At 52.3% G+C, this 13,639-nt stretch carries 13 protein-coding genes; 2 read left to right on the forward strand and 11 right to left on the reverse strand.

The genetic code is table 11. The annotated features are described in order from the left end of the window. Positions 1 to 14 precede the first annotated feature (14 nt). The 6 genes from hutW to HQN60_RS09420 form a co-directional block, all read right to left on the reverse strand. Positions 15 to 1,280: a heme anaerobic degradation radical SAM methyltransferase ChuW/HutW gene (gene hutW / locus HQN60_RS09395; RefSeq protein WP_308419400.1), complete on the reverse strand. Its 1,266-nt coding sequence runs from the start codon at positions 1,278 to 1,280 to the stop codon at positions 15 to 17. Between the two features lie 226 nt (positions 1,281 to 1,506). After that, positions 1,507 to 2,295, reverse strand: a complete 789-nt coding sequence (locus HQN60_RS09400) for a heme ABC transporter ATP-binding protein (RefSeq protein WP_173533395.1) — start codon at positions 2,293 to 2,295, stop codon at positions 1,507 to 1,509. 8 nt (positions 2,296 to 2,303) lie between these two features. Beyond that, positions 2,304 to 3,311 (reverse strand): FecCD family ABC transporter permease, encoded by a 1,008-nt coding sequence (locus tag HQN60_RS09405; RefSeq protein WP_173533396.1) that lies wholly within the window; start codon positions 3,309 to 3,311, stop codon positions 2,304 to 2,306. Further along, complete coding sequence (locus tag HQN60_RS09410; RefSeq protein ID WP_173533397.1) at positions 3,311 to 4,156, reverse strand: heme/hemin ABC transporter substrate-binding protein; 846 nt, start codon at positions 4,154 to 4,156, stop codon at positions 3,311 to 3,313. Before HQN60_RS09410 ends, HQN60_RS09405 begins: the two co-directional genes overlap by 1 nt. Before the next feature lie 93 nt (positions 4,157 to 4,249). Beyond that, positions 4,250 to 5,296, reverse strand: coding sequence for a hemin-degrading factor (locus HQN60_RS09415; protein ID WP_173533398.1), 1,047 nt, complete (start codon positions 5,294 to 5,296; stop codon positions 4,250 to 4,252). A 78-nt stretch (positions 5,297 to 5,374) separates the two neighbouring features. Next, positions 5,375 to 7,525: a TonB-dependent hemoglobin/transferrin/lactoferrin family receptor gene (locus tag HQN60_RS09420; RefSeq protein WP_173533399.1), complete on the reverse strand. Its 2,151-nt coding sequence runs from the start codon at positions 7,523 to 7,525 to the stop codon at positions 5,375 to 5,377. Positions 7,526 to 7,712: 187 nt separating this feature from the next. On the opposite strand from HQN60_RS09420, the gene HQN60_RS09425 reads away from it, so the two are divergent. Continuing rightward, positions 7,713 to 8,501: a ChaN family lipoprotein gene (locus HQN60_RS09425; RefSeq protein WP_173533400.1), complete on the forward strand. Its 789-nt coding sequence runs from the start codon at positions 7,713 to 7,715 to the stop codon at positions 8,499 to 8,501. A gap of 98 nt (positions 8,502 to 8,599) precedes the next feature. On the opposite strand, the gene HQN60_RS09430 is transcribed toward HQN60_RS09425, so the two are convergent. Continuing rightward, positions 8,600 to 8,923, reverse strand: coding sequence for a tryptophan synthase subunit beta like protein (locus HQN60_RS09430; RefSeq protein ID WP_173533401.1), 324 nt, complete (start codon positions 8,921 to 8,923; stop codon positions 8,600 to 8,602). A 79-nt stretch (positions 8,924 to 9,002) separates the two neighbouring features. Here HQN60_RS09430 and msrB point away from each other — a divergent pair, with 79 nt between their 5' ends. After that, on the forward strand, positions 9,003 to 9,395 hold the full coding sequence (gene msrB / locus HQN60_RS09435) for a peptide-methionine (R)-S-oxide reductase MsrB (RefSeq protein ID WP_173533402.1): 393 nt from the start codon (positions 9,003 to 9,005) through the stop codon (positions 9,393 to 9,395). Between the two features lie 114 nt (positions 9,396 to 9,509). On the opposite strand, the gene aroA is transcribed toward msrB, so the two are convergent. The 4 genes from aroA to HQN60_RS09455 all read right to left on the reverse strand — a co-directional run bounded on the left by aroA (position 9,510) and on the right by HQN60_RS09455 (position 13,526). After that, positions 9,510 to 10,799: a 3-phosphoshikimate 1-carboxyvinyltransferase gene (gene aroA / locus HQN60_RS09440; protein ID WP_173534667.1), complete on the reverse strand. Its 1,290-nt coding sequence runs from the start codon at positions 10,797 to 10,799 to the stop codon at positions 9,510 to 9,512. A gap of 188 nt (positions 10,800 to 10,987) precedes the next feature. Further along, the gene (gene waaF / locus HQN60_RS09445) at positions 10,988 to 11,995 is read right to left on the reverse strand and encodes a lipopolysaccharide heptosyltransferase II (RefSeq protein WP_173533403.1); all 1,008 of its coding nucleotides are present in this window, start codon (positions 11,993 to 11,995) and stop codon (positions 10,988 to 10,990) included. Between the two features lie 243 nt (positions 11,996 to 12,238). Further along, complete coding sequence (locus HQN60_RS09450; RefSeq protein WP_173533404.1) at positions 12,239 to 12,436, reverse strand: zinc-finger domain-containing protein; 198 nt, start codon at positions 12,434 to 12,436, stop codon at positions 12,239 to 12,241. Between the two features lie 169 nt (positions 12,437 to 12,605). Beyond that, a complete protein-coding gene (locus HQN60_RS09455) occupies positions 12,606 to 13,526 on the reverse strand; it encodes a branched-chain amino acid transaminase (RefSeq protein ID WP_173533405.1) in 921 nt (306 codons plus the stop codon). Positions 13,527 to 13,639 lie beyond the last annotated feature (113 nt).

Raw genomic sequence — 13,639 nt, forward strand, 5'->3', positions numbered from 1 at the left:
GGCTCCAGACAGCATTAAAGTAATACAGCAAGTTCGCGGGTGAGTGTTGGCGACCAGAATCGGCCAGCAATACTCAGTGCGGCGTGTTGGCCATCGATGTTGAGTAAGCCTGCGACTTGCCAATCATTGATTTTTTCTAGCGCAGCGGGGTAGGCGGCGAGTCGCTCGAGTGACAACACGCCGCGATCAAGTTCGCCCTGAATCTGGCCGAAAATGCGTTTTTTATCGCTCACGCCGGCGATATAGCTCAAAGGTTTGCTGGTGCTGGCCAAATAAGCCGCTAATTCGCCCTGCACTTGATAGCTCAAACCCGAGTGGCAGCCGCCCGCGCCCGAGCCAAAGGCGAGGCAGTCGTGGCCGGTTTTAATCGCGCTGTTGTAGCGGTTGCGCTCGTTTTTTTGCGGATTGGCAAAATGACTATTACTCACTTGCACCCAACCGGCCGCTTGCATTTTATGCACGGCGTAGGCGTATTGACGTGCTTGTGTGGCCAAATCAGGCAAAGGCTTGAGCGCGCCTTTTGCTATCATGCGATTGATCGGCAAAGACGGAAAAGCGTTAAACGCATAAATATCCAGTCCTGAAAGCCCTAAAGACAAAGCCACATCCAGATCGTGCGTCCATTTCTCATCATCTTGGCCCGGTAGGCCAAGCATTAAATCGGCCACAATCACGGCATCACAGTCTTGGCATAAAGCGCGCAAATAATCCGCAGCCGCTTCACCGCTATGGTGGCGGCCTAAACGGCGGCGCAGTTGGCTATCAAAACTTTGCACGCCAATCGAGATCCGATTGGCGCCCGCCGCGAGGCAAGCGTTGACTTTGTCGCGATCAAAATGCGAAATCCGCCCTTCGATGGTGATTTCGCAATCATCTGTCAGTGGCAAATACTGGCGAGCGGCGCTCAATAGTCGCGTTAAATCGTTGGCGGATAATGCCGTTGGCGTGCCGCCGCCAAAATACAGCGCTTGAATACTACCGCCAGCAGGGCGAGTGCTGGCGTCTTGAGCGAGCTCGGCAATCAAGCGATCGACATAGGGCGTGCCGTGTTTTTCTTGCCATGCATTGCGATAAAAACCGCAGAACACACAATGATTGGCACAAAATGGGATATGAAAATAAGCCAAAGCGCCGTCGCTAATGGCCGCTTGCGTTAGCGTGGCTTGCATCTGCGGCCATTGCTCAGCAGGAATCGGATTGGCGCCCCACATCGGCATTAGTGCTTTGCGCTCTTGAAAAGCGTCGGGTAATACATCGTTGTTGCAGGTGAATGGCTTCATGGCTTTGGGTTTAAATGTTAATGATATTCATTATCATTTGAATTGCATTAAATTTTTTGATTTAAATCAATTCAAATCCGATCGAGGCTGAACAATAGTGATCAACTGACTTGCGATTGTGGCAGGGCACTACTTGCTGGTTACGCTGGGTTTGGCGATCCAACGCGCTGGATGCTCCGCCTCAACGAGGCGTCACGCCGTCCTTAGCGGGTGGCGATAGGGTAGCTTAACCGTCAAATAACACCAAAGGCCGCTGTGGGTCTTGCGGATGGGTGATCACGGTGGCGGCGAGTTGATACGTTTGCTGTAAATGTTCAGGGGTTAAAACATCTTGGGGTATACCGCTGGCAATAATGTCACCCTTGGCCAGCATGGCAATACGGCTACAGTAGCGTGCGGCCAAATTCACATCATGTAACACCGCAACCACGGCAATGCCGGCCTCTCGTGTGAGTTTTTGCGCCGCAGCCAAGAGGCCATGTTGATGCAATGGATCTAAACTCGACGTTGGCTCATCCAGCAATACACAGCGATATTCTCCCACTTGTTGCGCTGCCAAGGCTTGCACCAACACACGGGCAAATTGCACGCGCTGCTGCTCGCCACCGGATAAAGTCGGGTAGCGCCGCCCAGTGAGGTGGCTAACATCCGCCCATTGCTGCGCCGCATGCGCCACCTCGGCCACCGTGCTGGGCGATAATTCGGCAAACGGATACGCGCCCATGGCAATCACTTCATCGACCGATAAATTAAACCCCAGCCCGGGATTTTGCGGCAAAACGGCACGAACACGCGCCAATTGCTGGCTGTCGAACTCACGGACATCTTGCCCAGCCCAGCGCACATGGCCGTGCTGGGGCGTCAGCTCGCCTGAAAGTAAAGACAGCAGTGTGGATTTGCCTGCGCCATTGGCGCCCAAAATCGCGGTGAATTCGCCAGCAGGAATCGCCAATGACACTTGATTTAAAATCGGCCGATGGCAGCGTGCAAAAGAAACTTGATCGAGAGTTAACATAAATCAGCTTAAGACTTGCGGCTAAGTAATAGCCAAAGAAAAAACGGCCCGCCAATCAAGCTAGTGACGACGCCAATGGGGAGCTCGGCCGGTGCCACAGCGATGCGGGCGATATAGTCGGCGAGCACTAAAGCGATAGCACCGAGTAACAATGAAGCCGGTAATAAGCGCCGATGATCGGCACCCAACAGCATGCGCGCGCAATGCGGCACCACCAAACCAACAAAACCAATGCCACCGGTGGCGGCGACTAAGGGGCCAATTAATAGCGCCACTAATACAATTAATTTGCGGCGTAAGCCTTTAATCGCAAAACCCAGATGCAAGGCTTCGCGCTCACCGAGCAGTAGCGCATTCATGGCGCGCCAATAGCGCATAATCCAGATTGAAATCAGCAATAAAAAGGGCGCAAGCATCGCCAAGCGTTGCCAGCTGGCGCCAGCTAAACTACCCATATTCCAAAAAGTCAGGCTACGTAATTGATTGTCATCGGCCAGATAAGTAAATAGCCCCATCAAGCTGCCACAAATGGCGTTAATCGCAATACCCGCGAGTAATAAACCGGCCATGCCGGCGTAACGCCGACCAAGGTGATACGCCAAAGCGGTGGCTAAAATACTGCCTAAAAATGCCGCAGGCGCTAAAATCGCAAAACTACCCCCTCCCAGTACAATCGCACAGACCGCACCCAGAGAAGCGCCGGACGATATACCTATGAGTCCGGGTTCAGCCAATGGATTGCGAAACAGCGCTTGCATTGTCGCCCCCGCTAACGCCAAAACGCCGCCGGCTAAAGCGGCAAACAGCACGCGGGGCAAACGGATTTCTAGCAAAACATCGCGCCAAAACTGCTGCTCATCGTTCAATTTTTGCGCCGTGTTGAACAACAAACTCGGGATGGCATTGAGGGGAATTTGCACCGTACCGTGGCTAGCGGTAAAGATGAGCAAGGCGAGTAACACGCCGACGGCCAACAGCCAGTTAATTGAATGGGTAAACTGAAGTCGACAGCACATTAATATTTCGCCGTGTTAATGAGTTGACGTAACGCTTCTGGCAGGCGCGGGCCAAAGCCAAGCAGTAATAAATCATCCATCACAATCACGCGTTTATTTTTGGCTGCGGGCGATTGCGCCAAGCCCGGGCGCGCCAATAAACCGGCCATCCCACCCATGCTGCTTAAGGTGCTGGTGGTGGTGATAATCACGTCGGGGCGCAGCGCCGCCATGCCTTCGCGTGACAATGGCTTATAGCCTTGTTGCTGCGCTAACACATTGTGTAAACCGGCCAATTGCATCATTGCATCGGCGCTGGTGTTTTTGCCGGCGCCTTCAGGCTCGCCACTGCGACTCATCAGCATTAACGCGCTGCTGGTGCTGGTGATTGTTCTGGCCGTCGGCTGCAATGCTTTGACTTCTTGGCTGATTTTATTGGCCAATTGCTCGCCTTGTTGCGGCTGATTGAGTGCCGTGGCGACACCGCGAATGCGTTGCGATAAGGCCGACAGATTGGCTTGGCCGGGCAAAATAATCACTTTGATGCCCATCTTGCGTAGCTGGGCTAAGGCTTGTGGTGGCCCAGCTTGATCAGTCGCCAACACCATATCGGCCTTGCTGGCCAATATGCCTTCAACCGAAAACTGCCGGTAATAACCGACTTTAGGCAGTTGATTGGCCGCAGCTGGATACACACTGGATTGATCGACTGCGACCAAATGTTGCTCGGCGTTCAGTGCGTAAATAATTTCAGTCAGCGGGCCACCTAAACTCACCACGCGGGGGGGGGTAGCCAGAGCCAGCGCGCTGAAACTCGCAATAAAAAAGAGCAGCAAAAGGGAGGTCAAAGAATAATAAATACGCATGATATATCCAGCAGTAAACGAGTTATGGACTCAAGCTCGCTGGGTTTGGCTTGCCATAGCGTGGCAGCTCAAACCCAAGTTCAGAACAGCAATTTATTGCGCCAAAGGCGTGTGGCATAAGTTTTCTAGCAAGGTGCGCCAAGCCGCCAGCTCCGGCACGCCGGGTTTTCGCACACCAAAGAACTGCACGATTAATTCTTCGCTTTCGCTATACACCTCAAGCGAAGTGACCCAACCATCGACGGTGGGTTTATTCACTACCCAGCACGAAGCAATGGCGGTGGTATTGAGGTGCAGATTAAATTTCTCATCCAAAATATTGAACCAAGGGCCGGTGCGAACCAGCTTTTTAACTGGACCAGAGTGAATCTGCACCATGCCGCGATTGCCAACGAAGCACATAATCGCCAATTCTGAATCCGCCGCTTGTTGCAGCATGGTTTCAACGGCATCCATTTGCACTGCTTGGGCTAAATCAGCACCCGCTGCACGTAAAGCACCTAAACGGCTCACTTGGTTTTTGCGCAGCATTGGGAAAAAGCCGTGCGTATCGGTCAATGCCAACCATGCGGCACGCAGCGCTGCAGGATCAGCGGCATCGCGTGGCATTTCGTCAGCTGGGTAGGGCGCAATACTAGGCCAAGCGGGGGCGGCATCAGCAAATTTAGCAACCAAAGCTTGGTAAGCTGCGAGATTGCTGTTGGCAGTCATAAAGATTTTATGTACGGCCACACCGGCGCCATCAAAAAATTGCAGGCTGAGGCGATCGCCATCTTGAACGGCGTAATGGCTTTGCCATGCATTAAAAAACATCCGCAAATCTAAATCTGTACCCAAAACCAAACCGATGGCTTTTTCAGCTTCGATGTGTTCGTATTCACCATGACGCTCGTGCACGCACCATTCATTACGGCTCAAAACCATCACTTCGCCCAAAGGGGCTAAGTCGCGGAAAATGGCTTGGGCTGTGCCTTTGAGTGGGGTAGCGGTGACGCCACATTCGGCGGCAACCAGCTCCGCTTCAGTCACTTGCAGGCGCAGTGCACGATCTCTGATGCGTAATTTGGGCTCGGTTTGGCGTAATGCTTGGTCTGCGGCTTGCAGGCTGGCGGCGCGTTCGGAATAAGTCATCGCGTTCATTGGTTTTCCTTATCTATAAGCTCGAGAGCAAAATATGTTTACAACGTGAGGTTCAAAGTGGACGGTTTTGGCGGATGATTAGAATTTCCAATCGGCGCTCACACGTACATTGCGGCCGGGTTGAGTGAGCCTATCCATGTGTTCGGTGTTGGCCGCTAAACCACGGACATCGCTATCAACCCAATATTTGCGATCACCCAGATTGAAAACACCACCGGTAATCTTCAGATCTTTGCGTGGGCTCCACCAAGCGATTAAGTCCACTAAGCCATAACCCGGCGCTTGAAAGTCTGCTTCACCTGCGACTTTGTCTTGGCCTTTTACTGCGGTGAATAAGATTTGCCCGCCCCATTGCGCTTGCTGATAACCCAAGCCGGTAACGGCTTTTAAGGGGGCCACACTGCCCAATGGCCTATCGTTGGTCTCATTCACGCCAACAGCCCAAGCGGCGTTAGCCCATGTATGCCAACCTTGACCGATCTGCCAGTTCATTCGCACTTCAGCCCCGTAAATACGCGCTTGGCTGATGTTTTGGTTTTGATAGGTGGTGGTGGTGCCAGGCACACATTGCGCGCTACCTGGGCAAGACAAGCTCACTTGCTCAATAAAATTGTCGTATTGATTGTGGAAGGTCGCGATGCTGGCGCCTAAATCATGGTCGCCAAAGCGGCCACCCACCTCAACACCATGGCTGGTTTCGGGTTTTAAGTTTGGATTGGCAATGGCGGCATAACCCATTGGTGAGACGTAACTTCCGTTGAGCTCCATCGCGTTCGGCGCACGGAAACCCGCGCTGTATTGGGCAAATAAACGGCTGTTGTCGTTCACTTGCCATGCCGCAGCCAGCTTGGGCGATAGCGCTGAATCGCTCAGCGCCACGGCTTTACCGCCGCCATTACTAAATGCGGCATCCACGTCGGGATTGAGTTGATAATTGTCGTAACGTAAACCGGGGGTGAGGGTGAATTGGCCTTGGGCAAAGCTCAATTCATTTTGCGCGTAGATACCCCATTGCGTGGTTTTTGTTTTGGGCACATCGCGCACATTGAGTGAGCTTGAGCTTGGCGTGCCGTCACGCAATTCGGTCAAATGGGTTTGGAACCATTCCGCGCCCACAGTCCAGTGTTGGCCAATATCACCAGCGATTTTTTTCTCCACCAAGCCGTTAACACCAACAGTGTCTTGGTCGTAGCTGGAAATACGGCTCCAGTTTGGGGTGTAAGTTTTGCCTTGCTGGCGCACTTGATACGATTTTTGTGTGGTGTCCATATCTTGGCGGTACACCATCGCTTGTGCCGCATCGATCCAGCCATTTTGGTTTGGTGCGGTGTATGCATAATCGACTGATACGCGGCGGCGATTTTGTTGGTCTTCAGCGTGGCTCGATTTCACCGAGCTCATCATGGGGGCGCCGATGTCGGTATACATCAAGGTATCGACCGACTTTTGATTGGTTTCGGCGGTAAAGCCTAATTGATGACCACCATCGAGATAATGCTGCAATTTCACTAAGGCGCTGCGTTGTTCCGTATCTTGTGGGTTGGCGGTGGTGCGGCCATATTTTTGCGTATCAACAGTGCCCATGGTGGCTAATTCATGGCCACGGCGCCCCGCCACTTGCACTAAACCCAAAGTATTTTCACCCATGGCAAACGCCACCGCCGCTTGCGCGCCGTAGCTTTGGTCGGCACTGGCGTAATCGGCTTTCACTTGGCCGGCAACATCGCCTCTGCCTTGTAATAAATCGGCGGGATTGGTAGTGCGCATGCCGACCACGCCGCCTAAGGCATCCGAACCATACAACGTTGACGCAGGGCCACGTAAGACTTCAATTGCCGATAACTGAGAAAAATCGACTTGGTCGCGGCCGCTATTAAGGTAAGAGCCAAAAGAGAACGCATCCGGTAGGCGAATGCCATCGACCATCATCAATACGCGGTTACTATCCAAACCGCGGATGCTGACGCTAGATAAACCATAGCGGCCATTTTGCCGGATATTCACCCCCGGCTCGGCTCGCGAAAAATCACGAAAATCATCAATCATATCGTCGTCGAGCACCGTTCTGGTGGTGGTGGTAATCGATGGTGGCAGCTCGCTGAGCTCTTTCTCGGTGCGGGTGCCAATCACCACGATTGGGTCAAGAGCTGGAAATACCGGCTCTGCTGCGGCAAACGCGTGCTGCATCGCGGCAGAAAGTAGCGTCAAAGTCAAAACCGTGGCTTTCATTTTTTGTCCTTTAGCGGCCCGCAGTGCAGCGCGAATGATGCGTTTGCAAATCAGCAGAGACCAAACCAAACGTAAATAAGAATCGTTATCAATTTGTGGTCTGCATGTTAATGATATTTATTCTCATTTGCAAGTTATAATCTTTACCCCTAAAATTAACCCCTCCCTTCAATGGCACAATCAGCGAATGAAACGAATCTATCCCTTATTACTACTGAGCTTATTGGCCGCCTGTCAGTCGCCTAGTTCTTTGCAATCCATTGCGCCGACAGCTCAGCCCGTGGTGTTATTGGGCGAAGTACACGACAATGCGCTGGGCCATCAGCAGCGCTATGCATGGCTCAAAGCCCGAATTAAAGCGGGTTGGCGGCCAGCGATTGCCATGGAACAATTTGACGTTGAACGGCAAGCCGATATTGATCAAGCGCGCGCCAAACGCCCGAAAGACGTTGATTTTCTAATTAAAAAAGCCGGTGGTGCGCGCTGGGATTGGCCTTTATATCGACCGATTATTCAATTGGCAATGCAATATGATTTGCCCTTGTTGGCGGCCAATTTATCGCGCCAAGACGCGGCGGCTTTGATGAAAAACCCGCAAGCGAGTTTAACTAGTTTGGCGGGAATGGATTTAAATGCGGCTATTGCGCCCGCCGTTTTAGCTGGGCAGCGGCAAGCAGTGCAAGCAGGGCATTGTGGAAAACTACCGCTGGCGATGGAAGAACCGATGGCGCGGGCGCAAATTGCCCGTGATCGCTTAATGGCGCAAGTGATGACACCGTATTTGTCGCAAGGCGTTGTATTGATTGCAGGTAACGGACATACCCGTCGTGATATCGGCGTAGCCCAATGGCTACCGCAAGCGTATTCGGTGGGATTTGTTGAATCAGAGCAAGAACATTATTTTGATGAAGTGCACTCAATTCCTGCAGCGCAACGCCCAGATCCTTGCGCGACATTGCAGTTAAATAAGTCGTAAATTGCCAGATTGAGCATCAGGCGTAATTAGGGCGCGAAAGATTCGCGCCCATTTTTTATGGCTGCTCGACGCGTGCTGAATGCTGCTCGAGTTGGGATTTAAATCAAGCCTTCATCATTGTCGACTAAAATATTCAGCGAATTTTTTAAGGTGTTACGTACCTTTTTGCGCGACAGCAATTTCGATTGTGCCGGCAACGGTAAGTCAGTGAGCCGAAGGACGTTTTTATCAATCAATACATCGACCAAGTCTTCAATCACGCGAATTAAATCGGTATCGAGCGAATAAAAAACCTCGTCCGATTTCACTAAAAAATTGACCACATCGGGATGATTGCTATCGAGCCTTTCTTGGTTTTCAGCCGAAGCTTCCACCGAAAGGGTAATGATTTCGCCTTGGGCATTTCGACGGGCATAAAACATAATGGTAGGCTCATAAGAAACATTTAAGTTTGATGTTAGCAGTTTAACCGTAGGCTGTAGATGATCTAAGGAGTAATCAATGGAAAAAGTCAGCAAAACCGATGCCCAGTGGCAGGCTCAGCTCAGTCCTGCCGCGTATTACGTGACGCGGCAAAGTGGCACCGAGCGCCCATTTAGCGGTCAATACGAAAAAAATCGTGCCGCAGGGCAATACCATTGCATCTGCTGTGGCGCGCTGTTGTTTGATTCAGTTGATCAATTTGATGCCGGTTGCGGTTGGCCAAGTTTCTCGCTGGCGGCCGACGAATCTGGCGTCACACGTATCGTTGATCGCAGTCATGGCATGGAGCGGATTGAAGTGCGCTGCACACAATGCGACGCGCACTTAGGCCACGTCTTCCCCGACGGCCCAGCACCCACTGGCGAGCGGTATTGTATTAATTCGGTGGCGCTGGATTTTGAGGCTAAGTAAGGGGCAGTATTTAATTGTAGCTCTTTAAATTCATTGCCTACATGGCAATACCTCAATGTAAAAAACAAAAAACCGCACTAAACAGTGCGGCTTTTTGTTTGGTTTTCGCGGGCTTTAATTTGCGATCCGTGCCAATTCTTCAAAATACGTTGGGAAGGTTTTGGCGGTGCATTTAGGGTCGTTAATGCGAACCGGTACCCCTTTGATCGCCACCAGTGAGAAGCACATCGCCATGCGGTGATCGTCGTAGGTGTCGATTTCGGCGTTGGCGGTGAGTGCTTCGGGTGGCGTTACCGAGATCCAATCTTGTCCTTCAACCACGGTGGCACCGACTTTACGCAGCTCGGTGGCCATGGCCGAAAGGCGGTCGGTTTCTTTCACGCGCCAGCTTTCGATATTGCGGATGGTAGTGGTGCCTTTGGCGTAGAGCGCGGCAATGGCGATGGTCATCGCGGCGTCAGGGATGTGGTTGAGATCCACGTCAATTGCGGTGAGCTGGCCGCTCGCCGGTGGTGCCGCTTCAATCCAGTTAGGACCCCAAGTAATCACCGCGCCCATTTCGGCCAAGGTATCGGCAAAACGTTTGTCGCCTTGAATACTGTCAGAACCCACGCCTTCCACGCGCACTACGCCGCCACCGATGGCACCGGCAGCGAGGAAGTAAGACGCGCTGGATGCGTCGCCTTCAACGTGGATTTCGCCGGGGCTGGTATAACTTTGGCCGCCGGGGATGAAAAATTCGTTCCAGCTTTTACGCTCGACTTTCAGGCCAAATTTGGCCATTAAATTCAGTGTGATTTCGATATACGGTTTAGAGATCAATTCGCCGATTACATCAATGGTCATATCGCGTTGGGTAAGGGGTATCGCCATCAACAGCCCAGTCAGAAACTGGCTGGAGACATTACCCTTCACGGCAATGCGATTGCTCGTCACGCTGCCGGGGCGAATTTGTAGCGGCGGAAAGCCTTCGTTGCCCAAATATTCGATATTGCAGCCCGCTTGCTGTAAGCCAGTTACTAAGTCGCCAATTGGGCGCTCGTGCATGCGCGGCACGCCAGACAGACGGTAATCGCCGCCAGCAAAGGCTAGCGCCGCAGTCAATGGGCGAAACGCCGTGCCCGCGTTACCAAGGAATAAATCGGCTTGTTTAACCGGGAATTCACCGCCACAGCCATGCACGATAAAATCACGGCTGTTGCCGATTTGCTCGATCTTGATGCCAAGCGCCGTGAGGGCTTCGAGCATGCGTTCGGTATCGTCCGAAGCGAGTAAACCCAAGACACGGGTGCTGCCTTGGCACAGTGCTGCCAGTAACAACGTGCGATTTGAAATGCTTTTTGAGCCGGGCAGGGCAACGCTGCCATTCACGCCCGCAATCGGGGCAAGATCCAGAAATTCCATCATGGTTTCCTAAAAATAACACGGTGTTAAATGGGCAGCGCTGATCGATTCGCTGGCGAGCTCAATCAGTGGCGCTGTTGTTGAAGCATCGATTTAGACTGGCTCGGTGCGCCGCGATTGAGCGCCAACTGGTCAAAAGTTTTCGCGCAAGGCCAAGTAACGATGCACGGAAACTTTTGCCGAGCTAATTATGTTTTTAATTTATTGAGCGCGGTATACACCAGATCCGCTTCAAGTTGATTGAGGCAGTTCATATGCCCTAGTGGGCAAACGCGGGCAAAGCAGGGGCTGCATTCTAAATCAAGGGTCACAATCTTGGCCTTAATCGCCAACGGTGGGGTAAAGCTCGGTGAGCTCGAACCAAACACCGCCACTAAAGGGCGCTGCAATGCGGCGGCCACATGCATTAAACCCGAGTCATTACACACCACACTGCTGGCGAGCGACATTAAATCAATTGCTTCGGCCAGACTGGTTTTGCCGGCTAAATCGAGTACTTGCGGTGCCAGCTGGCGAATTTCGCTGCAAATTTCTTGGTCTTTATTCGAGCCCAATAGCCAAACTTGCTGACCTTCGGCGATCAATCGATTGGCCAATGCTGCGGCGTGTACCGCAGGCCAGCGTTTGGCTGGGCCATATTCTGCACCGGGGCAAATGGCGACGATGGGCGTATCCAAACTTAAACCGAGTTTACGCACCGTGGCATCGCGCGCGTCGGCGTTGATGGTGAGCACCGGAAACGGCATGGCTTCAGTGAGCGGTACGCCCGCATCGGCACCTAGGGCGTAAAAGCGCTGCGCCATTTGTGGTAGCAAAATCGGGTCTAGCTCGCGCGCATCATTGAGTAAGCCATAGCGCATTTCACCCAGCCAACCGGTGCGCTTGGCAATGCCAGCAAAAAACGGCACTAAGGCCGATTTGAGTGAGTTCGGCAGCACAATCGCTTGATGATAGCCGCGTGCTTTGATTTGTCGGGCTAAGGCCCAGCGTTCACGTAATTTGAGTTCGCCATGGGTAAATGGCGCGTCGATCAAATCGTTAATTTCGGCCATCCGCGCATGCAGCGGTCGCGTCCATGCAGGCGCGAGCACGTCGATTAGCGCATCAGGGTGGCGCGCTTTGATTCGTGCATACAGGGGCTGGGCCATAATGGCATCGCCCACCCAAGCGGGAGCGACGATGAGAATTCGTTTCAAAATTAATTTTCCTAAATACTGCGCTAGCAAGGTGTTAACGCGTGTCGCCGCAGCGTGGCAAAGCCCTATTTTACGACTTATCAACGACAAAAGCGGCGTATTAAGCCGCTTTATTGATCAATCTGGCTGCGGGCGGCTGCGGTTGGCGATTTGGGCTTGCTGCTTGCCGCGAGCATCGCTGTTTCACTTTGAGCGTTGCCAGTGGCTTAGACGCCTTGCCATACAACTTTTATACGGGGTATATCAATGACCCTTAACAACTTCACCAGCTTTAAGGCGATACGTCGTGCCACAGTATGGGCATTGGGCGGCGCCAGTTTTGCTAACATCGAGAAACACGCGAGGATGCGAATTCCAGCTGCTCATTTCTGGCATTGGGCAATGCAGTGGCAAGTCTTTAGCCAGTACTTCGATGTCTTTTTGCGATTCTTTAACGCTCATAGTTGAACTCCGAATGAGGATTTTGTAGGGGTTAGCTCGCTGCATTGTATCTAAAAAAACGCCGAGACTCATCGGCTGTCAGCCATCGTGCAGCTGATGCGGTTAGATCGGCGTTGTTCTTAGCGGTGGGTCTGCGGCAAAAAACCGTCAACCCACCCAACGGTGTTTATCAGCAGGCAGTGAGCCAATCGGCATGGTGGCTGTTACGGCCTTGAACGATATCAAAATAACGCTTTTGGATTTCAGTAGTGATCGGGCCACGGCTACCGCAACCAATGGTGCGGTTATCCAGTTCGCGAATCGGCGTGACTTCAGCGGCAGTGCCGGTAAAGAATGCTTCGTCACAGATATACACTTCATCACGGGTGATGCGTTTTTCGATGACTTGCAGGCCCATCTCAGTGGCGATTTGGAAAATCGTATTGCGGGTAATCCCGTCCAAGCACGAGGTCAAATCTGGGGTGTACAGCTTGCCAGCACGCACGACGAAAATATTTTCGCCCGAGCCTTCAGCGACAAAACCATCCACGTCCAGCAGCAGCGCTTCGTCGTAACCATCGGCGGCAGCTTCATCGTGCGCCATGATTGAATTCATGTAATTGCCGTTGGCTTTGGCTTTACACATCGTCACATTCACGTGGTGGCGCGAAAAGCTCGACGTTTTAACGCGAATGCCTTTGGCCAAACCATCTTCACCCAAATACGCACCCCAAGGCCAAGCGGCAACGATAATGTGCACGTCTTTTTTTGGTGGCGCGATGCCGAGTTTTTCTGAACCGTAAAACGCCATTGGGCGCATATAGCCCGATTTTAAGCCGTTTTCTTTAATCACCGCGATGTGCGCGGCGTTAATTTCTTCGCGAGTAAACGGCAAAGTCATATTCAGAATTTTGGCCGAATTAAACAGGCGATTGGTGTGATCTTGCAGGCGGAAGATCGCAGGGCCGGTACTGGTTTCGTAAGCGCGAACGCCTTCAAAAACGCCCATGCCGTAATGCAAAGTGTGGGTCAGCACATGGGTCGTGGCTTCGCGCCAAGGTACCATTTTGCCGTCATACCAAATAACGCCGTCGCGATCTGCCATTGACATCGATGCTCTCCTGCCTGAGTTCTGGGTTTCTAATAAAGACGGTGATTGTAACTTAAAAATAGGGGATTCTGCGTAGCGCCGTACACAGAGTTACATGTGGCTGGTCGTGCTGT

The organism is Deefgea piscis (genome assembly GCF_013284055.1).
Classification (GTDB): Bacteria; Pseudomonadota; Gammaproteobacteria; order Burkholderiales; family Chitinibacteraceae; genus Deefgea; species Deefgea piscis.

Bases quoted from the DNA above. Each gene is read 5' to 3' on its own strand.
- hutW (WP_308419400.1), bottom strand. From the start codon at position 1,280: ATGAAGCCATTCACCTGCAACAACGATGTATTACCCGACGCTTTTCAA.
- msrB (WP_173533402.1), top strand. From the start codon at position 9,003: ATGGAAAAAGTCAGCAAAACCGATGCCCAGTGGCAGGCTCAGCTCAGT.
- HQN60_RS09425 (WP_173533400.1), top strand. From the start codon at position 7,713: ATGAAACGAATCTATCCCTTATTACTACTGAGCTTATTGGCCGCCTGT.
- aroA (WP_173534667.1), bottom strand. From the start codon at position 10,799: ATGGAATTTCTGGATCTTGCCCCGATTGCGGGCGTGAATGGCAGCGTT.
- HQN60_RS09420 (WP_173533399.1), bottom strand. From the start codon at position 7,525: ATGAAAGCCACGGTTTTGACTTTGACGCTACTTTCTGCCGCGATGCAG.
- HQN60_RS09405 (WP_173533396.1), bottom strand. From the start codon at position 3,311: ATGTGCTGTCGACTTCAGTTTACCCATTCAATTAACTGGCTGTTGGCC.
- HQN60_RS09430 (WP_173533401.1), bottom strand. From the start codon at position 8,923: ATGTTTTATGCCCGTCGAAATGCCCAAGGCGAAATCATTACCCTTTCG.
- HQN60_RS09410 (WP_173533397.1), bottom strand. From the start codon at position 4,156: ATGCGTATTTATTATTCTTTGACCTCCCTTTTGCTGCTCTTTTTTATT.
- HQN60_RS09415 (WP_173533398.1), bottom strand. From the start codon at position 5,296: ATGAACGCGATGACTTATTCCGAACGCGCCGCCAGCCTGCAAGCCGCA.
- HQN60_RS09450 (WP_173533404.1), bottom strand. From the start codon at position 12,436: ATGAGCGTTAAAGAATCGCAAAAAGACATCGAAGTACTGGCTAAAGAC.
- HQN60_RS09455 (WP_173533405.1), bottom strand. From the start codon at position 13,526: ATGTCAATGGCAGATCGCGACGGCGTTATTTGGTATGACGGCAAAATG.
- HQN60_RS09400 (WP_173533395.1), bottom strand. From the start codon at position 2,295: ATGTTAACTCTCGATCAAGTTTCTTTTGCACGCTGCCATCGGCCGATT.